Raw genomic sequence first — 24,165 nt, 5'->3', positions numbered from 1 at the left:
CGCCTTTCTTTAATCTGAACTTGTTTCAGATTCTTTTAAAACCCTTCATCTATCGATGAAGGGTTTTTTGTTTTATAATGGTTTTGAAATAATTCTTGTTTTTTTATGCAAAACAAGTTTAAATTCATATTGTTGTTTTCTTCACTTATTCAATTAATCTTTTGCAATTATAGTATTACCTTCAAATTACTTTAGAATCGTAACTTTATTTAGGAAGTTTAATTCTTCAGTTTGTTAGATTTTTTTCTAATTATGTACGTAATTCTTCGTTTTGTAGTTTTTTTAGACAGATTAGATACTTCCTTGACTGATTTATATTCAATTTTATTTCGGAATCCTTTATTTTATTGGTATTGAGAATAATTATGCAACAAACGTTACTATTTAAATTGTTGTTTTTAGCGCAATAATTTTACTGATTTCTGATATTAGCTTAGGAATTTTCAATGAATACTTGTTATTGGCTACATTTTTTAGCATTAAAATAAATTTTCAATCAAGTCATTATTTAATATTTTTTTTACTAAATTTAGAAAAACATAAAACTAGTACTAATTTTAATTTTTTGATACATTTATAAAATATTCAATATTTGAAATGTGATTTTGTTTATTTATAATACGATATTTTATTAAGGGTATAGAGCACAAATAATAATTGAATGGAAATATTTCATATTGCAGCAGAATGTTATCCAGTAGCAAAAGTGGGTGGTTTAGGGGATGTTGTTGGTTCATTGCCAAAATACCAAAGTAAAGCAGGTCACCATGTGAGGGTTGTCATTCCATTTTATGATACCCAATATATTAATTCTAATAAATTTGAAAATGTTTATTCAGGTTTTGTGAAATTGGGAAATTTTAATTTTCCTTTTACTATTCAAAAAGGAATAACAAATGATTTAGGATTCGAATTGTATTTGGTTGAAATTCCAGAATTATTTGACAGAAAAGAAGTGTATGGTTATGAAGATGATATCGAGCGGTTTTTATCATTTCAGATCGCCACATTAGATTGGCTGAACTCTAGAAATAGTATTCCTGATGTTATCAATTGCCATGATCATCATGCAGGTTTGATACCGTTTATTATGCTTTATGCTAATAAATATATGAAACTAAGAAGTGTGCCAACACTTATTACTATTCATAATTCAATATATCAGGGGCAATTTGGTTTTGATAAATTGTATTATTTACCTGAATTTGATTTGTCTAAAGTGACGGTTTTAGAATGGGGTAATAGAATAAATTCATTGGCAACAGCTATTAAATGTGCTTCGGCAGTAACTACAGTTTCTCCCAATTTTTTGAATGAAATTAATAATTTTGGTTACGGATTAGAATCATTATTTAACCAAGTTAGGCATAAGTCAAGAGGGATTTTGAATGGAATTGACAATGAAGTTTGGAATCCGATAAAGGATAAAATGTTATTTGCTAACTATTCTGTAAAAACTTTTGAAAAGGGAAAACAGGAAAATAAAGAAAAGTTGTGTAGTCAATTTGATTTAGATCCTACAAAACCGCTTTTTAGTTTTATTGGAAGATTATTAGAAGAAAAAGGAGCTGATTTGCTGCCACATGCAGGAGCACTAGCTTTGTCTGAAAATTTTAAAGAAATTAATATTTTAATATTGGGTTCTGGAAGTTCGGAAATAGAAAATCAATTGAGTCATTTATTGGTAAGTTTCAAAGGGAACTATAATGTCTATATTGGTTATAATGAAGAGTTAGCACATATGATTTATGCAGGTTCTGATTTTTTATTGATGCCTTCGAGGGTAGAACCATGTGGTTTAAATCAGATGTATTCTTTTCGATACGGAACCATTCCTATTGTGAGAAGGACAGGGGGATTAAAAGATACTGTAATCGATTTTGAAGACAATGGAAATGGAATTTGCCACGATCAAGCCTCAATTGCTGATGTTTGTTATTCGATTCAAAGGGCAATAAAATTGTATAAAGACAAAAAAAGTCTAAAAAATATTCGTAAATTGGGAATGAATATTGACCACTCTTGGGAGAGTGTTTGTCAAGAATATATAGATTTGTACCATTTAATAACTAACCAAAATGAAAGCTAAAAAGAAAAGTGTTATTTCCATTATTTTAGGGGGAGGACAAGGGTCAAGATTGTATCCGTTAACAAATTCAAGGTCTAAGCCAGCAGTACCAATTGCAGGTAAATATAGATTAGTGGATATTCCGATTTCGAATTGTATGAATTCGGATTTAAAAAGGATATTTGTATTGACACAGTTTAATTCGGCATCCTTAAATGCACACATAAAAAACACCTATACTTTTAATGCTTTCAGCCAGGCTTTTGTCGATATTCTTGCTGCTGAACAAACACCTGATAATCCAACGTGGTTTCAAGGAACATCAGACGCAGTTAGACAATGTATGCCTCATTTTTTGAATCATGATTTTGATTATGCTTTGATTCTATCGGGTGATCAATTGTACCAAATGGATTTTAATGAGATGATTGACGCTCATATCGAAGCCAATGCAGACATTTCTATCGCTACATTGCCTGTAAATGCTAAAGACGCTCCTGAATTTGGAATCCTAAAAACAAATAGTGAAAATTGTATCGAATCTTTTATAGAAAAACCAGCTGCAGCACTTTTGCCTGAATGGGAATCTGAAGTAAGCGATCAAATGAAAAGTGAAGGGAAACTATATTTGGCCTCAATGGGGATTTATATTTTCAATAAAAAACTTTTGATTGAGTTAATGAAAAATCCTGATACAAAGGATTTTGGAAAAGAAATAATTCCTCAGGCGGTTGGGAACAAAAAAATATTGAGCTTTCAATATGAAGGATATTGGACAGATATTGGTAATATTGATTCCTTTTTTGAAGCCAATATTGGTCTGACAGACGATGTTCCAAAATTTAATTTATTTGATAATGATAATAAAATTTTTACAAGACCAAGATTATTGCCTCCTTCAAAATTCCATAATACGAAGGTTGACAAATCATTTATTTCTGAGGGATGTATTATAAGTGCCAAAGAAATCAGCAAATCAGTAATTGGAATTCGTTCTAGAATTGGCGAAGGAACCGTAATCCAAAACAGTTATGTTATGGGTAATGATTTTTATCAAAACATTGAAGATATGATTGAAGATACAGCAAATAATAGACAATTGATTGGAATTGGAAAAAACTGTTTTATTAGTAATGCAATTGTAGATAAAAATTGTAAAATTGGAAATGATGTCTATATCCAAGGAGGTAAGCATCTCGAAAATACTACTCATGATTTGTATGCTATAAAAGAAGGTATTGTTGTTATCAAAAAAGGAGTAACAATACCCAATAATTTTACAATAAAGTAATTGATTAGAGAAACTAGTAGAAACAAAATTTGATTGTCTTTAAATGAAAACGTATTTGTAATTCGTTTTCCACTATTATTTTAGCTAATTTTTAGTTCAATTTTTTAAAAATATAAAATGAATCAAACCCGAATTGTAATCGAAAATGTAATGCCTCAACTTGATGGAGGTATCTATCCGATTAAAAGAATTGTAAACCAAACTGTAAAGGTAACTGCTGACGTATTTTCAGATGGTCACGATGTTATAGAATGTTGTGTCAAATTCAAACATGAAAAGGACAAAAAATGGCAGGAAGTACGAATGAACCCTACTTCTAATGATAATTGGAATGCTAGTTTTAAAGTCGAAAAACAAGGGTTTTACACCTATTTTGTTGAAGGTTGGGTTGATTATGCCTTAAATTGGCAACACGGAACCGAAAGAAAAATACAAGACAATCAGTATGTAAAATCTGAATTATTAGAAGGTGCAGAGTATGTTCGAGCTATTTTAGATTTTGCCGATTCCAATGAAAAAGATTATCTAAATACTTTAGTGTATTACTTTACTACTGAACACGAATATGATAATGCCATTCGAGAAGCTACATCTTCTTATTTACATCATATATTCAAAAAATATCCCATTCGTTTTTTAGAAAATAAATCTTCGGAATTAAAGGTTTATGTAGATAGAAAGAAAGCATTATTTAGTACTTGGTATGAGTTTTTTCCTCGTTCAGCTTCTGCCGAAGAAGGAAAACACGGGACGTTCAAAGATTGTGAAAGATTGTTACCAAGAGTAGCTTCTATGGGGTTTGATACTTTGTATTTTCCGCCAATTCACCCTATTGGAGAAGTGAATAGAAAAGGGAAAAACAATGCTACCAATGCTGAACTAGGTGATGTGGGTTCGCCTTGGGGAATAGGTTCGCAATATGGAGGTCATAAATCTACACATCCTGAATTGGGAAGTGTCGAAGACTTTAAATCATTGGTCAAAAAAGCAAAAGATTTGGGAATTGAAGTGGCAATGGATTATGCTTTGCAAGCTGCTCCAGATCATCCTTATGTGAAAGATTTTCCACAGTGGTTCAAATGGCGTCCTGATGGAACGGTGCAATATGCCGAAAATCCGCCCAAAAAATACCAAGATATTCAGCCTATTTATTTCGAAAGTAGCGATTGGAAGAATCTTTGGAAGGAATTATTAGACGTAGCTTTGTTTTGGATTGAAGAATGTGGTGTAAGGATTTTTAGAGTTGATAATCCACATACTAAACCATTTTATTTTTGGGGATGGTTAATAGGCGAAATCAAGAAAAAACATCCCGATGTATTGTTTTTGGCCGAAGCTTTTACAAGACCAAAAATCATGAACGAATTGGCCAAGCAAGGATTTACTCAGTCATACACCTATTATACTTGGCGAAATTCTAAAAAAGAATTGACAGATTATGTTGAAGAATTGACTCAATCGGAACAAAAAGAATTTTATCGCCCTAACTTTTGGCCCAATACACCCGATATTAATCCAGGGCATTTGCAACACGGAAATGAATCGATTCATCTACAAAGGTATTTCTTAGCTGCAACATTGAGTTCTAGTGTTGGAATTTATGGACCAGTTTTCGAGTATCAAATTTCTGAACCATTGGCTCCTGGAAAAGAAGAATATTTAAATTCTGAAAAATATGAATATTTCAAATGGGATTGGGATAGACAGAACAAAATTACTACGTTAATTAGTCGTATAAACAATTTTAGAAATGAACATGCTTCATTGCAACAAACCAATAATATTGAATTTTGTCCTACCAATAATGATCAAGTTTTGTCCTATTATAAATTTGATGATGATAAACAAGACCAAACTTTAATGGTGGTAAGTCTCGATTCTAATTATACAGTTCAATCTATGGTTTTGCTACCGCAAGACTTAAGAAACAATCTTCCTTTGAAGATTACCGATTTAATTACAGGAAATAGTTATGTATGGGAAAGCGAATGGAATTTTATAGAACTTTCTGCCGACTTACCTTTTCATTTATTTAAAGTTGAACGATAATTAATTACTATCAAGATGAACGAAGATGAATTTCAAAATCCATTTGTATTTAAAACAGATTGGAAAAATGCATTTGAAGACAAGGAATTTGTACAGGTTTTTTCTTCGGATATTCTTGAAAATTATATTATCAATAAACGTTGGTATGGCGGAAAAGCTAGTACTTTAAAGTATATTGAAGTCGTAGATTTCTTCAAAATTGCTTCTAAAGCAAATATCTATTTTGGAGTTTTACTCGAAGTCAATTTTAAAGAAGCCTTTTATCAGCATTACTTTATGCCACTGGCTTTTATGCCTGAAAATGAATTGGATACCAATACCATAATTGCTCCTGTAAATATGAACGGACAAGCAGGATTTCTTGTGGATGCTTTACATCAAGAAGATTTTAAAAAACTATTGTTCGATAAAATTGTCAATGCAAAAGAAAAATCAGATTCTATAGTTAAGTTTCACAAGGGACTGAAACTAGAAGAAAAGGAATATAAAACTTCCAAATTTATGGGAGTGGAGCAGAGTAATACTTCTATAGTTTATAATGATACACTGGTTCTTAAAATTTTTAGAAGAATTTATATCAGTATGAATCCCGATTATGAAATCAGTCGTTTTCTTACTGAAAGGATGGATTTTAAGAATTCACCAGCTTATATGGGAAGTATAGGTGTCGTTTTGAACGATGGAAATATTACACTTGGATTGATGCAGGAATTGGTACCTAATCAAGGTGATGCTTGGCAATTTATGCTTGGTGAAGTAGATAAGATATTCGATAATTTAAAGAATAAAAAAATTAGTATCAAAAAATTGCCTGATATTGAATTGTTCAAGAGGTTAAAAATCAATGAAGTGCCTCACGAAATTATTGATTGGGCTGGATTGAGCGTTTTTATGAGAATTCGGACGTTGGCAACACGAACTGCCGAAATGCATATTGCCTTGGGAAGTGATGTTCACGAAACCGCTTTTACTCCAACGACTTATAATGGAGATTACACCGTTTGGCTTAAAAACAGATTGACCTATCAGTTTCAAAATCGGTTGAATATTCTGGAAAATAACCTTCATAAACTGGATGGTTTGGCTTTAGAATTAGCCAATCAGTTTTTGGATCATAAAAAGGAAATTAGAAAAATATTTCTAGATTTCGATTGGACAAAAATGAAATCTGAAAGAATTCGCATTCATGGCGATTATCATTTAGGTCAGGTTTTGGTCAATGGTGATGATTTTTATATTTTAGATTTTGAAGGAGAACCTGAAAGTACTATTCGGGATCGAAAAGTAAAACAACCACCATTAAAAGACGTTGCAGGAATGTTTCGTTCGTTTCATTATGCTATTTATGCAACAATTTTCAACAACAAAGACAAATATCCTTTTGACCAAGAGGAACTTTTCAAAGCTGGAGAAATTTTGTTTAAATATTTTGTAGGTGTCTTTATTCAGACTTATACTGATGTAGCTCAAGGCGAAAACTTGAATATTGGCTACCGAAAAGAAATAGATTTCTTATTGAAATATTGTTTGCTTGAAAAAGCAGTTTATGAGTTGGGATATGAACTCAATTCTCGTCCGCGTTGGGCTGTAATTCCTCTGACTGGAATTGCTAGTATTATGGAGTTTAAAAATTAAATAACTGGTTAACCATATTGGTTAAATAAAAGAAAAAAAATAAAATGAACAAAGTACAATCCTATTCCCTTTTTACCGATTTTGATATTGATTTATTCAAAGCGGGAAAACATTTTCGATTATATGAAAAACTAGGCGCACATCTTATAGAAGTTGACGGTGTAAAAGGTGTGTATTTTGCTGTTTGGGCACCATCAGCGCGTTCTGTTTCTGTAGTTGGGGATTTCAATTATTGGATTCAAGGCGATCATTTATTGCAAGTGCGCTGGGATTCCTCTGGAATTTGGGAAGGATTTATTCCGGGAATCGAAAAAGGAACCACTTATAAATATAAAATTCAATCCAACAATGGTGGAATTATTACTGAAAAAGCTGATCCATTTGCTTTATACTGTGAACATCCACCACACACTGCCTCTGTAGTTTGGGATTTAGACCATAAGTGGGAAGATAAAACTTGGATGGAATCTCGCAAAGAGCATAATGATTTAGACAAGCCTTATTCGGTTTATGAAGTTCATTTGGGGTCTTGGAAGCGCAATTCTGAAGGGAAATTTTTGACATATCTCGAATTGGCTGATGATTTGGTCGCATATATTAAAGAAACAGGTTTTACACATGTTGAATTTATGCCCATAATGGAATATCCATATGATCCGTCTTGGGGCTATCAATTGGTGGGGTATTTTGCACCCACTTCTCGTTTTGGAACACCTCAGGATTTTATGGTTTTGGTCGATAAATTGCACCAAGCAGGAATTGGAGTAATTTTAGATTGGGTTCCTTCACATTTTCCAGAAGACGCTCACGGTTTAGGATTTTTTGATGGTTCCAATCTTTTCGAACATCCTGACCGTCGAAAAGGGTATCATCCCGATTGGAAAAGTTTGGTTTTCAATTACGGACGAAATGAAGTACGGGCATTCTTGATTAGTAACGCTATTTTTTGGTTGCAACATTATCACGTCGATGGACTTCGAGTGGATGCTGTAGCTTCAATGTTGTATTTGGATTATTCGAGAGAAGAAGGGGAATGGGAACCAAATATTTTTGGTGGAAGAGAAAATTTAGACACCATCAGTTTCTTAAAAGAATTTAATGAAGCCGTATATTCGAGTTTTGAAGGAGTACAAACAATTGCCGAAGAAAGCACTTCTTTTCCAATGGTTTCCAGACCAACATTTGTTGGTGGTTTAGGCTTCGGTATGAAATGGATGATGGGTTGGATGCACGATACCTTGCAGTATTTTCAAAAAGAAACGGTGTATCGAAAATACCATCAAAACGATTTGACTTTTTCGATGACTTATGCTTTTTCGGAGAATTTTATGTTACCACTTTCTCACGATGAAGTGGTTTATGGCAAAAAATCAATTGCAGGAAGAATGCCTGGTGACGAATGGCAGAAATTTGCCAATTTAAGATTGCTTTATGGCTATATGTTTATGCACCCCGGAGCAAAATTATTGTTTATGGGAAGTGAGTTTGGACAAAGTGCCGAGTGGAATTTCGAAGGAAGTTTGGATTGGCATTTATTGCAATATGATTTCCATGAAGGAGTTAAAAAGGCAATTACTGATTTGAACACATTGTATAAAACACAACCAGCATTGTTCGAAAAACAATTTAGCCCAGAAGGTTTCGAATGGATTAATTATTCAGATCATCAAAATGCTGTAATGAGTTTTATTCGAAAAGGACACGACTCTAATGAAGATGTAATTGTAGTTTGTAATTTCACTCAAGTAGTTCGTCAAAAGTATCGTATTGGTGTACCCAGAAAAGGGAAATTAGCAGAGATTTTCAATAGTGATGCCGCAATTTATGGTGGAAGTGGAGTGAAAAACCCAAGTAAATTGACAGTAGAATCATTGCCTTATGACGGAAGAGATTATTCGATAGAATTGCTTTTACCACCTTTGAGCGTTACGGTTTATAAATATTCTTAATGTTTTTTAATTTGTGTAAAAAGAGCAAAAAACAAAAAAATCTTGAGTAATCAAGATTTTTTTGTTTCTAAAAGTCATTATTAGCAACCAACCTTTTCTAAAACTCCCAAATCAATCATACATTGTTTCATTATTTGATATGTTCTCTCAATATTATTATCTAATCCAATAGAAAATCGAATTAAACCATCAGTAATTCCCATTGAAATTTGTTCTTCTAAAGGGATTTCACTTGATGTCGAAGTTCCAGGAGCACTAAATAAGGTTTTGTAAAATCCCAAACTAACGGCTAAATAACCTAATTTTTGGCTTTGCATTAATTCCATTAATTCGTTAGCTTTTTCTAAAGTGCCAACATCTATAGTCATCATTCCTCCAAACCCATACTCAGGATTAATCATTGAGGTGTATAATTTATGGCCCGAATGACTTTTTAAACCAGGATAAACGACTTTCAATCCGTCCTTTTCAAAATGAGTTGCAAGATACATTGCATTCTGACTGTGTTGTTTCATTCGGATGTGCAAAGTTCTCAAATTTTTCATCACACTAGCTGAACGTAAACTATCCATTGTTGGCCCCAGAAGCATACTTGCTCCATTATTTACATTTTTCAAACTGTCAATAAATTCTCTTGAGGCACAAGTTACACCTCCCAAAGTGTCACTACTTCCGTTGATGTATTTTGTTAAACTGTGAATGACAATATCTGCTCCCAATTTTATAGGTGAAACGGATAAAGGCGAAAATGTATTATCAACAACTAGTTTTATATTGTGTTTTTTTGCAATTTTTGCCAGATTATAGATATCTGCAATTTCAAGCAAAGGATTACTCACGGTTTCGCAATACAAAACCTTGGTTTTGGCTGTTATTGCCGCTTCTACTTTGTCCATTTTGGTAATATCTACAAAGCTTGTCTTTATGCCTAATCGGGAGGCAAAATTCTTCAAAAAGGCATAAGTTCCGCCATAAATGGTTCGGCTAGAGACAATATGATCTCCAGAATCGCATAGTTGCAAAAGGGTAGGAGTTATGGCTCCCATTCCTGATGCCGCTACATTTGCCGCTTCTGTTCCTTCCATTGCTGCCAATGCCTGACCTAAATACAAATTACTTGGTGAGGAATGTCGCGAATACAAATAGCAACCATCGGCATTGCCTTCAAAAGTATCGAACATTGTTTTGGCAGACAAAAAAGTGTAAGTTGAGCTGTCTGAAATAGAAGGATTTACACCTCCAAATTCGCCAAAATATTGTAAGTCCTGAATGTCATCTGCTGGATTGAATGTCATTTTTTTAGAATTTTGAGATTGTTAAACAAAGTTCTGTAGATAATGATTAATTATCAATACTAATCTATTATTTTAGATTTTAAAACTATTAAAATAAAAATAATTAAATATATTTTCTATATTTATTATTATTTTTAAACTATTTTAGTTTATTTTTCAAAACTTAACATCACATAAAAATGAGTTTGGATTCAATTGATAAAAAGTTGCTATATCTTTTGCAAAATGATTGCAAAAAAACAACCAAAGAATTGTCATTAAAATTAAATCTTTCGGTAACTGCGGTTTATGAACGTATCAAAAAATTAGAACGAGAGGAAATTATAGACAAATATGTAGTCTTGCTAAATCGTTCGAAAGTCGGAAAAGGGTTTGTGGTTTTCTGCCACATCAAACTTATTCAGCATACCAAAGAATTCCTGACCAAATTTGAAACAGAAGTGGTCAAACTTAAAGAAGTATTAGAATGTCATCACGTGAGTGGTGATTATGATTATATTTTAAAAATTGTAGTAAAAGATATGGAAGCTTATCGCGAATTTTTGGTCACAAAACTTACTACTTTAGAGCATATAGGAAGTACACACAGTACATTTATGATTAGCGAAGTGAAAAACACTACAGTAATTGAGGTCTGATTTTGATAACTAAAAAGTAATGATTCGTGACAAATCTTTAGAGATTTAACTTAAAACTTCAAACAAAAAAACTATTTTTGCCTCACTAAAACAAAACACAAAAAACTATGAGTTCATTTGATGTAGTCATTATAGGTTCAGGACCAGGCGGATATGTTTCAGCTATTCGTTGCGCACAATTAGGTTTTAAAACTGCAATTATCGAAAAATATTCTACACTTGGGGGAACTTGCCTCAATGTAGGTTGCATTCCATCAAAAGCATTGTTGTCGTCTTCACATCATTATAGTGAAATTGCCCATTTTGCCGAGCACGGAATCGAGGTTTCTGGAGAAGTAAAGGTAAATTTAGAGAAAATGATTGCCCGTAAACAAGCTGTTGTAGATCAGACTTCAGGCGGAATCAATTATTTGATGGATAAAAATAAAGTTACTGTTTTTAATGGTTTAGGTTCGTTTGTAGATGCAACACATATTGCCATTGCAAAAGCCGACGGAACATCTGAAACTATTGAAGCTAAAAATACCATTATTGCAACTGGTTCTAAGCCATCTTCGTTGCCATTTATTAAAATAGACAAAGAAAGAATCATCACATCAACCGAGGCTTTGGCTTTGAAAGAAGTTCCAAAACACCTTGTAATCATTGGTGGTGGCGTTATCGGAATCGAATTAGGTCAAGTTTATTTGAGATTGGGAGCTCAAGTATCTGTAGTAGAATTTATGGACAGAATTATTCCAGGAATGGATGGTGCTTTGTCTAAAGAATTGACTAAAGTATTGAAAAAACAAGGAATGAAATTCTACGTTTCTCACAAAGTTAAATCTGTGGAAAGAAATGGAGACAATGTAACCGTTCAAGCTGAAAATGCAAAAGGAGAAACGATTACTTTAGAAGGAGATTATTCATTAGTTTCTGTAGGTCGTCGCCCTTATACAGATGGATTGAATGCTGATAAAGCTGGAGTAAAAATTACAGAACGAGGAATGGTAGAAGTGAACGACCATTTGCAAACCAATGTTCCAAATATTTACGCCATTGGCGATGTAGTTCGTGGCGCAATGTTGGCTCACAAAGCTGAAGAAGAAGGGACAATGGTTGCCGAAATCTTGGCGGGACAAAAACCACATATCGATTATAATTTAATTCCAGGAGTGGTTTACACTTGGCCAGAAGTCGCAGCAGTAGGACAAACAGAAGAGCAATTAAAAGCCTCTGGAGTGGAATTCAAATCAGGAAGTTTCCCTTTCAAAGCATTGGGAAGAGCAAGAGCAAGCGGAGATTTAGATGGTTTTGTGAAAATTCTTGCTGATAAAAAAACAGACGAAGTTTTAGGTATTCATATGATTGGAGCTCGTTGTGCCGACTTAATTGCCGAAGCAGTTACTGCAATGGAATTCAAAGCGTCTGCCGAAGATATTTCAAGAATGAGTCACGCTCATCCAACTTTCTCGGAAGCTATAAAAGAAGCGGCTTTAGCTGCTACAGAAAATAGAGCTTTGCACGTGTAATTGTATAAATCATGTTCAAAAAAGAAACCCCGTTCAGCCTATAACTGAACGGGGTTTTTGGTTTAATTCCCTTTATGGAAATATTTTTTGAATATAATATAACCTCCAATTCCAATCAAAATAACAGACCAAAGCTGAGCTATAACAGCAATAATTCCTTCTATTACATACCAGCCTGATATTATTCCATCAAGAATTTTGGAGCCAAAACCTTGTCTATATGTTTTTGGATTGGCAACCATTTCTTCCTTAATAGTTTCTCTTTGGTAAATTTGTAAAGTCAATGTACTAAAATTTACTTGATCTTTCAAGGAAAGATTTTCAAGTTTAGCGTTGTCATTTTGTTCATTTTTAGTGTTTAAATTATCTTCGGCTGCAATAACTTCATTAAGTTTTTTTCCTTTTGTATCAATTGCTTTTTCTAATCTTTTTTCTTGATTAGAACTTCTATTTTGCTGCATTTGATTGGACAACATTTGCAATGAAACATCATCTGCCTTTATAATTCGATACTCCAGAAAATCAATTTGTTTTGCAATAGTCTTAATTACAGTATCTAAACGGATGTTGGGAACACGAATAGTTATATTGTTTTCGACAGTGTATTTTGTGATTTCAAGTGTACTGTCTTGACTTATTTTGGTTTCTTGTTTATCAGAAACAGTACTTTGTAAATTGGTATAGGTTACAAAACCTCCAAATTTGTTGGCAGTATTTTCAATTGCATAAGTAGAATTAGCTACATTTTTCACTTTAAATTTAATGTCTGCTGTTCTAACAAATTTTCGATCACTGTTTTTAGGTTCAACAGCAGCTGATGAAGAGATTGTATTTGTTGTGTCAACTGCAATTGTATTAGATTCGTATGCACTTTCGCTTGCTTCTTCAGCTTTTTTACAAGAAATAGCGAAAATAACAATAAGCAAAGCCAGTATTGTTTTGGAAGTTTTAATCATAAAAATTCAATTTAAAAGTGTTGTTTGAACAGGTGAAAAATAACAGTAAATATAATTTTATTCTTAATAATAAATTGAATTTGGAAGAATAATTTTCTGCTTTTTTTTGGGGGAGATATGATATCAAAAGAAACCCGACTTGTGTTAGTCGGGTTTCTTTTGTTGTTATTTCACTTTAAATAACTTTTTGTAATTTTTTCGATGTAAATAAATGATGAAAAAGTTTCCTAAAAAAACAAAAATGGAGACAGGTAAGGCTTGTGGTGTCAGATAATAATCAAGAAACAAGGCGTTTATGGTAAAAGGCAAAATTAGAAGACTTGCAATAGTTATGTAACGATCAAAAACAAATGCCAGTCCACAAAGTAATGTGACAAATTTTACAATTGGTATTAAGTATTCTGAGGAAACAAACCCAATTTCAAATGCTTTAAAATTTCCGTTTGTGACTGGTTCTGGCGTTAGTTTTAAAAAATAGCCAATAGCCACAGAAAGTAGTAAAAGACCAATTGCAGTTCTGATAATAATGGTTAAAATTTTCATATTTAACTGGTTTTAGGGTTAATAGTACTATAAATATAGCAAAAAATTTAAAATAAATTTGTCGTATTTTTGAATTTTTTAAATATTTCATTTCTTGAGAACATCAATTATAAAACATATCGAGAATCCAGCGCTATTCAAGCAACATTTGTTGACATGGTCACAACAATTTAGGGAAGTTGTTTTTTTGGATAGCAATGATTATCCACAAAACTATTCAAGCTATGATTGTTTACTTGCGGTAGATGCTTTTACTTCAATTAAAACGGATTATCACAGTGCCTTCGAGGATTTAAAACAATATCAGCAAGCAACCAAAGACTGGCTTTTTGGCTATTTGTCTTATGATTTAAAAAATGATGTAGAGGTTTTGGATTCCAATAATTTTGATGGATTGAATTTTCCGGATTTATTTTTTTTTCAACCCAAGAAATTATTTTTGCTAAAAGGGAATCAGCTTGAAATTCAATATCTCAATTTGTGTGATGATGAAGTTTCAAGTGATATTGAAGAAATTAGTATTCAGTGTTCAGTATTTAGTGTTCAGTCGCAAGAAATTAAGATACAACAACGAATTTCTAAAGAAAGTTATCTTGATAAAGCAGCTAAATTTCTGGAGCATATTCATCGAGGCGATATTTATGAGGCTAACTTTTGTATGGAATTTTTTGCTGAAAATGCTATAATCACCCCAATAGACATATTTTTAAAACTCAACGAAATTTCAAAATCTCCTCAGGCCGTTTTTTTTAAGAATAAAGAGTGTTTTTTACTTTCTGCATCACCAGAACGATATTTAAAAAAAGAAGGTAATTTGCTTATTTCTCAACCCATCAAAGGCACTGCCAAAAGATTTACTGACACATTCGAAGATGAAAAATCAAAAAATAATTTGGCATCAGACCCAAAAGAGCGTTCCGAAAACATAATGGTTTCCGATTTAGTTCGAAATGATTTATCAAGAACCGCTGAAAAAGGTTCGGTAAAAGTGGAAGAATTATGTGGTTTATATTCCTTCAAACAAGTACATCAAATGATTTCGACGATTACTTCCAGATTAGACAGTCAATATTCTGCTATTGACGCTATTAGAACTACTTTTCCGATGGGAAGCATGACGGGAACTCCCAAGGTTTCAGTACTGAAAATCATCGAAGAATTGGAAGAAACCAAAAGAGGTTTGTATAGTGGCGCTGTTGGTTATTTTGCTCCAAATGGTGATTTCGATTTCAATGTAGTTATACGAAGTATTTTGTATAATCATGAAAATAAATACGCTTCATTTTCTGTTGGAAGTGCCATCACTGCTCAATCTATTCCTGAAAAAGAATATGAAGAATGTTTGCTCAAAGCCAAAGCAATGCGAGAGGTTTTGAGTTGAATTAATTCTCTGTTGATTCAAAATATTCACTTAGTTAATTCAAAATATTATTTAAAATAACTAAATTTGAATATGCAAGAAACATTCGAAAATCATATCGCTCAAAATTTTCCTTTTTTAATTGGAAAAAATCTTCTTTTGGCTACTAGTGGTGGTTTGGATAGTATGGTAATGGTGGATTTATTTCATAAATTACCTTTCGAAATTGCTATAGCACATTGCAATTTTCAGCTTCGTGGTATAGAAAGTTATGGAGACCAAAATTTTATTCAAAATTATGCCGAAACAAACGAAATTAAATTGTTTTTAACTCAGTTTGACACTGAAGCTTTCGCCAATGATTACAAACTTTCTACTCAGGTCGCTGCTCGTGAATTGCGATACAGCTGGTTTTACGAACTTTTAGAAACCGAAAACTACGATTATATCCTGACAGCTCATCACGCGGATGATAATTTAGAAACTTTTTTAATTCACCTTGTTCGAGGTACTGGAATTGATGGTTTGACTGGAATTCCGTCAAAAAATGGGCAAGTAATTCGACCACTTTTAATTTTTTCTAGGTCAGAAATTGCTCAATATGCCGAAGAAAATGCCATTCAATGGAGAGAAGACAGCAGTAATGCATCAGATAAATATTTGCGAAATAAAATCAGGCATAATTTAGTTCCTATATTGAAAGAGTTAAACTCCGATTTTTTAACCTCTTTTCAAAAAACTCAAACTTATTTGCAAGAATCTAAAGCTATGATTGCAGATGCTTCATTTTTGATCTATCAGCAAGTCGCAAAAGAAAAAGGAACCGAAATACATTTTGATTTGATTCAGCTAAAAAAACTGCCTAATTATAAATCCTATTTGTATCATTGGTTTAACGAATTTGGTTTTTCGGCTTGGGAGGATATTTACGATTTAATTGATGGTCAATCTGGTAAACAAGTATTTTCAAGTGAATTTAGATTGCTGAAAAACAGGGACTTTTTGATACTAAGTCCAATTAATTTAGAGGATGAATATGAGGAGTTTTTTATAAATAAAAATCAAAAAGAAGTTAATGTTCCCTTAAATCTCACTTTTTGTAAAGTAGATGACATTAGTATGGCTTCAAATACAACTATCTTTGTCGATGAAGATAAAATTTGGTATCCAATTGTTTTGCGTCGTTGGAGAGATGGAGACACTTTTCAACCTTTTGGAATGGATGGAAAATCAAAAAAGGTTAGTAAATTTTTTAAAGACGAAAAATTATCATTAATCGAAAAAGAAAAAGCTTGGTTGTTGTGTTCTGATAATGAAATAGTTTGGATTGTAGGTATTCGTCAAGACGAACGTTTTAGAGTTAAAAGCACAACAAAAAATATACTTAAAATACATTTAAAATAATGCGAAAAATCATTTTTGTACTTCTTGTTTTTTTGGCTTTCGCCAAAGGAAATTCTCAAATACTTGACCCTGTAAAATGGACTACTAAAATCGAAAAAAAATCTGAAACTAGTTTTTTACTGAGCTTTAACGGTGTTATAGAAAAGGATTGGCATATGTATTCCCAGTTTACTCCAGAGGGTGGCCCATTGCCTATGGAAGTGATTTTTAAAGATCAAAAAGGGAATTATAAATTGATTGGCAAAGCCAAAGAAGGAAAAACGACCACAGCATACAACGATGTTTTTGAAGTAAATGAAACTTTTTTTGTTAAAAACGCTTCAATTCAGCAGGAGATTTCGTTGATAAATCCAAAAATCAAGACTATTGAAGTGGCTTTAAATTATCAAGTTTGCAATCAATCTTGTATAAATTTAGAGAAAAAATTTAGTTTTGTAATTCCAACAACCTCTCAAACTGAGATAGTACCAACACAAGTTGATACTGCTAAAAATGAAGTAATCGATTCAAAATCTGTAGAAAAAATAAAACCTGAGGTTGCAAAATCAAATGAAATAATTGCTACTTCTGAAGCTGCACCACAAAAAGGGTTGTGGAGTATTTTTCTTGCAGCGTTATTGGCAGGATTTACCGCATTATTGACGCCTTGTGTATATCCTATGATTCCAATGACCGTTAGTTTTTTTACCAAACAGAGCAAAACCAAAAGTCAAGGCAAACGCAATTCAATTATTTTTGGAATGGCTATTATTTTAATTTATATCATTCTAGGCTCTGTAATTACTGCTCTATTTGGTGCATCTGCCCTTAATGAGTTTTCTACAGGAGTAACTTTTAACTTGATTTTTTTCCTTTTGTTAGTGATTTTTGCTATTTCATTTTTGGGTGCCTTTGAAATAATGTTGCCTAATTCTTGGGCAAATAAAGTGGACAAGCAAGCTGATAAAGGTGGAATTATTGGTATTTTGTTTATGGCTTTGGCATTAGCAATAGTTTCATTTTCTTGCACTGGGCCATTTGTTGGAAATATATTATTTGCTTCAGCTTCAGTAGGAGGAATTGGGCCAATTATTGGGATGTTGGGATTTTCTTCAGCCTTTGCTTTGCCATTTGTATTATTTGCATTTTTTCCAGCTTGGTTGCAATCCTTGCCGCAATCAGGAGGCTGGATGAATACTGTGAAAGTGTTTTTAGGTTTTTTAGAATTGGCTTTGGCATTCAAATTCTTATCAAATGCTGATTTGGTTCTTCAAATGCATTTGTTAGAAAGAGAAGTGTTCTTGGCTATTTGGATTGCAATTTTTGGAGCATTGGCTTTTTATTTGTTTGGGAAAATTACTTTGCCACACGACAGTCCAATAGCACATATTTCAGTAGGAAGGCTATTGCTTGGATTGGTTGTTTTATCGTTCACTATTTATATGATTCCTGGGCTTTGGGGAGCGCCATTAAAATTGATAAATGCATTTCCACCACCAATGGAATATAGCGAAAGCCCTCTTGGTTTCGGAAATTCGGGTAATAATTCTTCTACTGCGGTATTGCCAGACGGGGCTAAATTGGGACCACATCAAATTGTAGTTTTCGATGATTACGAAAAAGGGTTGGCTTATGCTAAAACAGTTAATAAGCCTATAATGCTAGATTTTACTGGGTTTGCTTGTGTTAATTGTAGAAAAATGGAAAATAATGTTTGGTCAGACCAACGTATTTTACCTATTCTAAAAAAGGATATTGTTTTGATTTCTTTATATGTAGATGATAAGCGAGAATTGCCAACAACGGAACAATTTATTTCAAAAACGACAAATGAAAAAATTGAAACCATTGGTGATAAGTGGACAGATTTTATGATTACAAAATACAAAACCAATACACAACCTTTGTATGTTTTGACCGATTTAGATGGAAATAGTTTGAATACAATTACTCCAACAATAAGCTATACAAGTGTTGAAGATTATGAAAATTGGTTAAAAACTGGAATTTCAAAGTTCAAGAAATAATCTAAAATTCAATCTCTAATAAAAGGTGTAATTTGAATTCTTTAATCCTCGTTTTCAAGGTTTTCATTAAATGAAGAAGGAAGTAACGTTGGAATAAATTTGATAAAAATAGGTAGTAACAAACTGCCGCCAGGCAATAAGAATATTGCTAATGATGGTATCGTTTTACAAATATCCAACAACTGTTTTCTTACTTTTTTCTTTTCTTTTTCATTCAAATCTCTTCGGGTAGAATAGGCAAGTAGCACCATCAATTCCTTGCTTTCAAGAATCTCCTTAACCAATCTATTTTTGTTACGGGTAATTAGTTTTACAACGGTTTGAGTGGTCTGGTCATAAAAATGTTTGACCGGATTGGAGTAATTAAAATAGGGAATTTCTTTTTTGAATTTCGTAATAAATTGGTTTGTATTCTCTATACTTTCGCTAACAAAATCATCTGGAACTTCCATTAATTCGGCTAATTTGTATAGAAAATAAGCTTCGTTTTTTTCGACAATTCCATCACTCCACAATGCCATTCCAGCCATATCAACCAGATATTGTTTTTCTAAGATATGAGTAAAATAATCCAATTTCAATTCATCCATACCAAAATTTTGGGATTGCACATTTACTTTCGAAAATTTGCTGTAACGAACTGAGGCTTCGAATAATTTTATCAATAAATCATCGTATTTTGATTTGGTAGTCTTAGTTTTCAACGCTAACGAAACAATGCTAATAATGGCTTCCTCAATTTTTTTTAAATATTTTTCAGGAATTTCACCGTGAATCAAGTATTGGCGGAAAGCCAAAACATCTATAAACAACAAAGCATTGGTTACAATATGAGAAAAGTTTTTGCTAATGATATCAACATTTGTTTGAACTCTAGTGTCAATAATTTTCTCTAAATCCAAAGAAAGAGTTCCAACTGGCAATACTTTTCGTAGTAAATTGAACCCTTGTGGATTCATTTGGTTATAAAATTCAACTGCTTTTGACACAAATTCATCGGGATTATTGTCGTTTGTGGTCAATTGATAAATTCTAAACAAAGTATTGAGCAGGGCTACTTTAGAAATTTCGCTTTGGAGCCAACCTTTCTTTTCAATTTCAAATGCAGTATCAAATGAAACAATATGTCCATAAATGAACCCAGTTTCCCTAACTTTTTTGTAAAATGTGTTTGGGTGTGTTTCGATAGGAAGCAAAGAGGATTTTTGCTTCAAGAAAAATTTGTCTATCCAACCAATTGCCGAAGGGTTAATCATTGTTTTAATTTGTCTTGCAAATCTATACCTTTTTATGGTTTTGAGTAAAAATTATTCTCTAGATTTTTTATTTTGTTGGCAAAAATTGATGATTTGTACTATTCTACTTGATCGAGTTTCTTCTCTTTTGGCTTGGTTTAACCAATAAAGGTAACTTTTCCTATAGGAAGGACTGAATTTTTTATAATTTTCAAAAGCGATTTCATTTTGCTCAAAAGCCATTTTTAAATCTTCTGGAATTATCAATTCTTCAACAGCATCCAGCGAATTCCAAGAACCATTTTGCTTGGCAATTTCAATTTTGGCCAACCCACTTTCGTGAATAAGATTCTCTTTTAGTAGTTTTTCGATATAGGTTTTGTTGAGTTTGCTCCAAACACTTTTGTCTTTTCGGGGCGAAAAAACTTGTTTTCTGCGTTCATCATCCATTTTTTTTACGGTTGAATCAATCCAACCGTAGCAAATGGCAACCTGAACGGCTTCTTCCCAACGCATACTTTCAAAGGTACTGCCCACTTTGTAGAAAATTAGGCAAATTCCCGTTGATTTTGTATGGTTTTCGTGCAACCATTCTCGCCATTCTTTGGCATTTTTAAAATAGTGTTGTTCTTTTTTATCCAAATAATTGAAATTATATTTATTTAATAATTGCCGAACAAGACACTCTAGCTCCAGCATTACCAGCAGGTTGTGAAGTAAAATCATCAGCGCCTTGATGAACAATTAATCCTTTGCCTAAAATGTTTTTGGTTTCGTCTTCACATCCAATGCACCATTCATCAGTGGTTAGAGTGATGGTTCCGTTTCCTTTTTTATCAGCAGTAAAATTACCAATATCGCCTTTATGGTGTTCTTCAACTCCCCATTTGCCATGTTTTTTGAAGGTTGGATTCCAATGTCCACCAGCCGAACTTCCATCAGCAGCGGTGCAATCTGATTTTTCGTGAATGTGAATGGCGTGAATTCCTGGTTTTAAACCCGTTAATTTAGCAACAAAAGTTACCATTCCTTTCTTTTCAGTAAATGTAGCAGTTCCAGTTACATTACTATTGCTTTTGGATTCGAATGCAAGGTTCAATTTCTTAGAATCGTCAGAATTTCCTTTTGATTTACAGCCAATTAAAATGGCTAATACTATTGCAGCGGTGATAATTATTTTTTTCATAGTTTTTGGAATTAGAATGTTATACAATATTAGGCATTTTAAAGCTGTAAAATAATTAAAGTTATCTTAAAAAGGGTTGCTTTTTATGAAATGGATATGCTAATTTAGCATTCAGTGAAACTTAACAATAAAATCTAGAGTTAGCAACTCAATTTTAAAGGGATAAAACGGCTTCAATACTAGAACCTAATCTTAATTTTGAATGTATAAATTGAAAATCAATACCAAAATCACATTTTTAGCTCTTTTATTTTCTTTAAATATTCAGGCTCAAACCGTAAAAGTGGCCGCAGCATCTAACTTGCGTTTTGTTCTCGATGAAATAAAAGAGAAATACGAAATGGCTCATCCTAAAGCAAAAATCATTATAAATTTGGGAGCGTCTGGAGCATTAGTTCAGCAAATTGCAAACGGGGCCGATTTCGATTTATTTATGGCAGCTGATAAAGTGTTTCCAGAGAAGTTGAAAGCAGAAGGAATCGTTACAGGTAAAATTCAAACCTACGCTTTTGGAAAATTAGTCATTTGGAGCAATACCATCGATCTGTCGAAAGGGTTGAATTGTGTTGCCAATTCTGATGTGAAAAGAATTGCGATTGCCAAACCAGAGATTGCTCCATATGGTAAAAGAGCTATCGAATGTTTGAAATATTACAAACTTTTTGATAAGGTAAAAACTAAAATTGTGTACGCCGACAACATTGCCCAAACAGCTCAATTTGCCCAAACTGGAAATGCCGAAATTGGATTTTTAGCACTTTCTTTAGCGATGGCTCCAGAGATGAAAGGCACTTATTTTGTGCTTGATACTAAAAGTTACAAACCAGTTGAACAAGCAATGGTTTTAATTAAAAGTTGGCAAAAAAATCCCGAAGCAGCTAAGTTTGTTAAATTTGTTTTGAGCAATCAATGCAAACCCATTTTTGAAAAATACGGATTTTTAGTTCCTTAATTATGAATATACTAACAGGTACAATAACACAAATACAACAATCTGGGGCAATTTTGCTAGTAGATATTGATGTTAATGGGCAAAATTTTTCGGCTTTGCTTATTGAGTCTGCGATTAGACCAGATTGGTTGCAAAAGTCGAATGAAATAGACCTTGTATTCAAGGAAACTGAAGTGTCACTTGCCAAAAAAATGTCGGGTTTAATCAGTTTGCGAAATCGGATGCAATGCAAAGTCATTCAGGTGGAACGTGGCGAATTGTTGAGCAAAATAACAATGCAATTTCAGCAACAAATCATTTCGTCTGCCATTACGACTCGTGCGGTCGATTCACTTCAAATAGTGGTTGGCGATTCTGTTGAAGCAATGGTCAAATCCAACGAAATTTCAGTGATGAAAACTAAAAAACTCACCTAAATTATGGATGCTGCTTTTGTTCAAACTTTGTGGATTACGTTTAAATTGGCTTTTTCGACAACTGTAATATTAATTCTAATTGGATTGCCAATTTCATATTGGTTGGCTTATTCTCGATTTAAATTGAAACCTTTAGTAGAAGCTCTGGTTAGTATGCCAATGGTTTTGCCACCATCAGTAATTGGCTATTATATGTTAGTTTTATACAGCCCACGTAATTTTTTCGGAAAATGGCTCGCAGAAACTTTCGATTTGCGATTGGCTTTTACTTTCGAAGGTGTTTTGATTGCTTCGGTACTTTTTAGTTTGCCTTTTATGATTCAACCTTTACAAACGGGACTCCGTTCGTTGCCAGAGAGTTTGCGTGAAGCATCTTACACATTAGGAAAGTCAAAAACGACTACTTTTTTCAAGGTATTGCTTCCTAACATAAAACCGTCAATCATCACCGCTATTGCTCTTACTTTTGCCCACAGTATTGGGGAATTTGGCATTGTTTTAATGGTTGGTGGCAATATGCCTGGCGAAACTCGTGTGGCTTCTATTGCTATTTATGACGAGGTGCAATCGCTCAATTTTGTTGCTGCCAATCAATATGCTTTTATTCTTTTTGCTGTATCGCTTGTATTGTTAACCACTATTTACAGCGTCAATAAAAAATACGAAGGATGGAAAATCATGTAATTTATATCGACATCGAAAAAATGATGCTCACCGTCAATGGCAAAGTCAATCTTGCTATTAAAACTGAAGTTAAAACAGGCGAATTAGTAGCATTATTTGGTTCATCTGGTGCAGGAAAAACAACACTTTTACGGATTTTGGCAGGGCTTGTAACTCCTGACAAAGGTATTATCAAGTTTGGCGAAACGGTTTGGTTTGATTCAGGAAACCGTATCAATATTCCGCCACAGAATAGAAACATAAGTTTGATGTTTCAAGATTATGCGCTGTTTCCGAATATGACTGTCGAAGGAAATATACAATTTGCACAATCTGAAAAAGACGATCAAGCAGTTGACGAATTGTTGTCGGTTTTTGGTTTAAATGAGTTTAGAAAACACAAAACCAACGGATTGTCGGGTGGGCAAAAACAGCGAGTTGCTTTGGCTCGTGCATTGGCTCGAAAGCCACAATTATTACTTTTAGACGAACCACTTTCGGCTCTAGATGCTACAATGCGTGCTAGTTTGCAAGACGAAATTGTTCAAGCACATCAATTATTGGGAGCTACGACAATTATGGTTAGCCATGATTTGAGCGAAGTTTTTCGATTGAGTAATCAGGTGCTTTGCATTGAAAACGGAATCATTCAAAAAAGTGGAAGTCCTGACGAAGTTTTCTCTAATAATGCCATTAGTGGCAAAGTACAAATCACAGGTCAGATTGTAAGAATCGAAAAGCAGGAGTCGATTTATATCCTGACAGTTATTTCTGGAAGCACTCAAATTATCAAAGTTATTGCTTTCGAAAATGATATGGAAAACCTTCAAATTGGTGATACTATTTTGGTTTATACCAAAGCTTTCAATCCGATTATTAGTAAATTGTGTTAATTTGTTATGTTTGTACATATAGTTGGGTTTAAAATTAATTTTCATTAGATAGTATTAATTTTTTTACTTTTATAGGATTATCATTGATAATTGATTTTTAATTACTTAACTTCGT

Annotated in this window: 20 protein-coding genes; 14 read left to right on the top strand and 6 right to left on the bottom strand. The window is 33.0% G+C overall.

The genetic code is table 11. The features are described 5' to 3' along the window. Window positions 1–661 precede the first annotated feature (661 nt). The 5 genes from C3L50_RS15610 to glgB all read left to right on the top strand — a co-directional run bounded on the left by C3L50_RS15610 (window position 662) and on the right by glgB (window position 8,992). Window positions 662–2,089 (top strand): glycogen synthase, encoded by a 1,428-nt coding sequence (locus C3L50_RS15610; RefSeq protein ID WP_103807119.1) that lies wholly within the window; start codon window positions 662–664, stop codon window positions 2,087–2,089. Further along, window positions 2,079–3,359 carry a glucose-1-phosphate adenylyltransferase gene (locus tag C3L50_RS15605; RefSeq protein ID WP_103807118.1) on the top strand — a complete coding sequence of 427 codons (1,281 nt, stop codon included), beginning with the start codon at window positions 2,079–2,081 and terminating at the stop codon, window positions 3,357–3,359. The genes C3L50_RS15610 and C3L50_RS15605 overlap by 11 nt, the downstream gene beginning before the upstream one ends. Before the next feature lie 117 nt (window positions 3,360–3,476). Next, a complete protein-coding gene (locus tag C3L50_RS15600) occupies window positions 3,477–5,408 on the top strand; it encodes an alpha-1,4-glucan--maltose-1-phosphate maltosyltransferase (RefSeq protein WP_103807117.1) in 1,932 nt (643 codons plus the stop codon). A 15-nt stretch (window positions 5,409–5,423) separates the two neighbouring features. Beyond that, complete coding sequence (locus C3L50_RS15595; protein WP_103807116.1) at window positions 5,424–7,043, top strand: trehalose synthase; 1,620 nt, start codon at window positions 5,424–5,426, stop codon at window positions 7,041–7,043. 44 nt (window positions 7,044–7,087) lie between these two features. Further along, window positions 7,088–8,992, top strand: coding sequence for a 1,4-alpha-glucan branching protein GlgB (gene glgB, locus C3L50_RS15590; RefSeq protein WP_103807115.1), 1,905 nt, complete (start codon window positions 7,088–7,090; stop codon window positions 8,990–8,992). Between the two features lie 80 nt (window positions 8,993–9,072). On the opposite strand, the gene C3L50_RS15585 is transcribed toward glgB, so the two are convergent. Further along, on the bottom strand, window positions 9,073–10,287 hold the full coding sequence (locus C3L50_RS15585) for an aminotransferase class I/II-fold pyridoxal phosphate-dependent enzyme (RefSeq protein ID WP_103807114.1): 1,215 nt from the start codon (window positions 10,285–10,287) through the stop codon (window positions 9,073–9,075). A 179-nt stretch (window positions 10,288–10,466) separates the two neighbouring features. Here C3L50_RS15585 and C3L50_RS15580 point away from each other — a divergent pair, with 179 nt between their 5' ends. Both C3L50_RS15580 and lpdA read left to right on the top strand, forming a co-directional pair. Beyond that, window positions 10,467–10,925 (top strand): Lrp/AsnC family transcriptional regulator, encoded by a 459-nt coding sequence (locus C3L50_RS15580; RefSeq protein ID WP_103807113.1) that lies wholly within the window; start codon window positions 10,467–10,469, stop codon window positions 10,923–10,925. A 107-nt stretch (window positions 10,926–11,032) separates the two neighbouring features. After that, complete coding sequence (lpdA, locus tag C3L50_RS15575; RefSeq protein WP_103807112.1) at window positions 11,033–12,436, top strand: dihydrolipoyl dehydrogenase; 1,404 nt, start codon at window positions 11,033–11,035, stop codon at window positions 12,434–12,436. Window positions 12,437–12,498: 62 nt separating this feature from the next. Here the strand turns inward: lpdA and C3L50_RS15570 are convergent, their stop codons facing one another. After that, entirely contained in the window at window positions 12,499–13,392 is an 894-nt protein-coding gene (locus tag C3L50_RS15570; RefSeq protein WP_103807111.1) for a DUF4349 domain-containing protein, read from the bottom strand. Between the two features lie 165 nt (window positions 13,393–13,557). Next, window positions 13,558–13,935, bottom strand: a complete 378-nt coding sequence (locus C3L50_RS15565) for a DoxX family protein (RefSeq protein ID WP_103807110.1) — start codon at window positions 13,933–13,935, stop codon at window positions 13,558–13,560. 94 nt (window positions 13,936–14,029) lie between these two features. Here C3L50_RS15565 and C3L50_RS15560 point away from each other — a divergent pair, with 94 nt between their 5' ends. From C3L50_RS15560 to C3L50_RS15550, 3 genes are all read left to right on the top strand, one after another. Continuing rightward, on the top strand, window positions 14,030–15,316 hold the full coding sequence (locus C3L50_RS15560) for an anthranilate synthase component I family protein (protein WP_103807109.1): 1,287 nt from the start codon (window positions 14,030–14,032) through the stop codon (window positions 15,314–15,316). Window positions 15,317–15,388: 72 nt separating this feature from the next. Further along, window positions 15,389–16,699, top strand: coding sequence for a tRNA lysidine(34) synthetase TilS (gene tilS, locus C3L50_RS15555; RefSeq protein ID WP_103807108.1), 1,311 nt, complete (start codon window positions 15,389–15,391; stop codon window positions 16,697–16,699). Beyond that, window positions 16,699–18,705 carry a protein-disulfide reductase DsbD family protein gene (locus C3L50_RS15550; RefSeq protein ID WP_103807107.1) on the top strand — a complete coding sequence of 669 codons (2,007 nt, stop codon included), beginning with the start codon at window positions 16,699–16,701 and terminating at the stop codon, window positions 18,703–18,705. Before tilS ends, C3L50_RS15550 begins: the two co-directional genes overlap by 1 nt. A gap of 41 nt (window positions 18,706–18,746) precedes the next feature. On the opposite strand, the gene C3L50_RS15545 is transcribed toward C3L50_RS15550, so the two are convergent. Genes C3L50_RS15545 through C3L50_RS15535 form a run of 3 tightly spaced genes read right to left on the bottom strand, consistent with a single transcriptional unit; the run spans window position 18,747 to window position 21,126 of the window. Next, a complete protein-coding gene (locus C3L50_RS15545; protein ID WP_103807106.1) occupies window positions 18,747–19,961 on the bottom strand; it encodes an LETM1-related biofilm-associated protein in 1,215 nt (404 codons plus the stop codon). 51 nt (window positions 19,962–20,012) lie between these two features. Further along, window positions 20,013–20,582, bottom strand: coding sequence for a YdeI/OmpD-associated family protein (locus C3L50_RS15540; protein WP_243400401.1), 570 nt, complete (start codon window positions 20,580–20,582; stop codon window positions 20,013–20,015). Window positions 20,583–20,598: 16 nt separating this feature from the next. After that, window positions 20,599–21,126, bottom strand: a complete 528-nt coding sequence (locus tag C3L50_RS15535; RefSeq protein ID WP_103807104.1) for a superoxide dismutase family protein — start codon at window positions 21,124–21,126, stop codon at window positions 20,599–20,601. A 202-nt stretch (window positions 21,127–21,328) separates the two neighbouring features. On the opposite strand from C3L50_RS15535, the gene modA reads away from it, so the two are divergent. The 4 genes from modA to C3L50_RS15515 are packed head-to-tail and all read left to right on the top strand — an operon-like array spanning window position 21,329 to window position 24,050. Continuing rightward, complete coding sequence (gene modA / locus C3L50_RS15530) at window positions 21,329–22,078, top strand: molybdate ABC transporter substrate-binding protein (RefSeq protein WP_103807103.1); 750 nt, start codon at window positions 21,329–21,331, stop codon at window positions 22,076–22,078. A 2-nt stretch (window positions 22,079–22,080) separates the two neighbouring features. Then, on the top strand, window positions 22,081–22,494 hold the full coding sequence (locus tag C3L50_RS15525; protein WP_103807102.1) for a TOBE domain-containing protein: 414 nt from the start codon (window positions 22,081–22,083) through the stop codon (window positions 22,492–22,494). A gap of 3 nt (window positions 22,495–22,497) precedes the next feature. Next, entirely contained in the window at window positions 22,498–23,178 is a 681-nt protein-coding gene (gene modB, locus C3L50_RS15520; protein WP_103807101.1) for a molybdate ABC transporter permease subunit, read from the top strand. Beyond that, window positions 23,163–24,050, top strand: coding sequence for a sulfate/molybdate ABC transporter ATP-binding protein (locus tag C3L50_RS15515; protein WP_103807100.1), 888 nt, complete (start codon window positions 23,163–23,165; stop codon window positions 24,048–24,050). The genes modB and C3L50_RS15515 overlap by 16 nt, the downstream gene beginning before the upstream one ends. Window positions 24,051–24,165: the final 115 nt, after the last annotated feature.

It is taken from the genome of Flavobacterium alvei (assembly GCF_002920895.1).
Taxonomy (GTDB): Bacteria; Bacteroidota; Bacteroidia; order Flavobacteriales; family Flavobacteriaceae; genus Flavobacterium; species Flavobacterium alvei.
The sequence above is the reverse complement of the archived record's forward strand: the minus strand, read 5'-3'. Positions and strand labels throughout refer to the sequence as shown.

Excerpts from the sequence above, each read along its gene's own strand:
- C3L50_RS15570 (WP_103807111.1), bottom strand. The coding sequence starts at position 13,392 with ATGATTAAAACTTCCAAAACAATACTGGCTTTGCTTATTGTTATTTTC.
- tilS (WP_103807108.1), top strand. The coding sequence starts at position 15,389 with ATGCAAGAAACATTCGAAAATCATATCGCTCAAAATTTTCCTTTTTTA.
- C3L50_RS15610 (WP_103807119.1), top strand. The coding sequence starts at position 662 with ATGGAAATATTTCATATTGCAGCAGAATGTTATCCAGTAGCAAAAGTG.
- modB (WP_103807101.1), top strand. The coding sequence starts at position 22,498 with ATGGATGCTGCTTTTGTTCAAACTTTGTGGATTACGTTTAAATTGGCT.
- C3L50_RS15585 (WP_103807114.1), bottom strand. The coding sequence starts at position 10,287 with ATGACATTCAATCCAGCAGATGACATTCAGGACTTACAATATTTTGGC.
- C3L50_RS15580 (WP_103807113.1), top strand. The coding sequence starts at position 10,467 with ATGAGTTTGGATTCAATTGATAAAAAGTTGCTATATCTTTTGCAAAAT.
- C3L50_RS15605 (WP_103807118.1), top strand. The coding sequence starts at position 2,079 with ATGAAAGCTAAAAAGAAAAGTGTTATTTCCATTATTTTAGGGGGAGGA.
- C3L50_RS15535 (WP_103807104.1), bottom strand. The coding sequence starts at position 21,126 with ATGAAAAAAATAATTATCACCGCTGCAATAGTATTAGCCATTTTAATT.
- C3L50_RS15515 (WP_103807100.1), top strand. The coding sequence starts at position 23,163 with ATGGAAAATCATGTAATTTATATCGACATCGAAAAAATGATGCTCACC.
- C3L50_RS15600 (WP_103807117.1), top strand. The coding sequence starts at position 3,477 with ATGAATCAAACCCGAATTGTAATCGAAAATGTAATGCCTCAACTTGAT.
- C3L50_RS15545 (WP_103807106.1), bottom strand. The coding sequence starts at position 19,961 with ATGATTAACCCTTCGGCAATTGGTTGGATAGACAAATTTTTCTTGAAG.
- glgB (WP_103807115.1), top strand. The coding sequence starts at position 7,088 with ATGAACAAAGTACAATCCTATTCCCTTTTTACCGATTTTGATATTGAT.
- C3L50_RS15550 (WP_103807107.1), top strand. The coding sequence starts at position 16,699 with ATGCGAAAAATCATTTTTGTACTTCTTGTTTTTTTGGCTTTCGCCAAA.
- C3L50_RS15595 (WP_103807116.1), top strand. The coding sequence starts at position 5,424 with ATGAACGAAGATGAATTTCAAAATCCATTTGTATTTAAAACAGATTGG.
- modA (WP_103807103.1), top strand. The coding sequence starts at position 21,329 with ATGTATAAATTGAAAATCAATACCAAAATCACATTTTTAGCTCTTTTA.
- C3L50_RS15565 (WP_103807110.1), bottom strand. The coding sequence starts at position 13,935 with ATGAAAATTTTAACCATTATTATCAGAACTGCAATTGGTCTTTTACTA.
- C3L50_RS15525 (WP_103807102.1), top strand. The coding sequence starts at position 22,081 with ATGAATATACTAACAGGTACAATAACACAAATACAACAATCTGGGGCA.
- lpdA (WP_103807112.1), top strand. The coding sequence starts at position 11,033 with ATGAGTTCATTTGATGTAGTCATTATAGGTTCAGGACCAGGCGGATAT.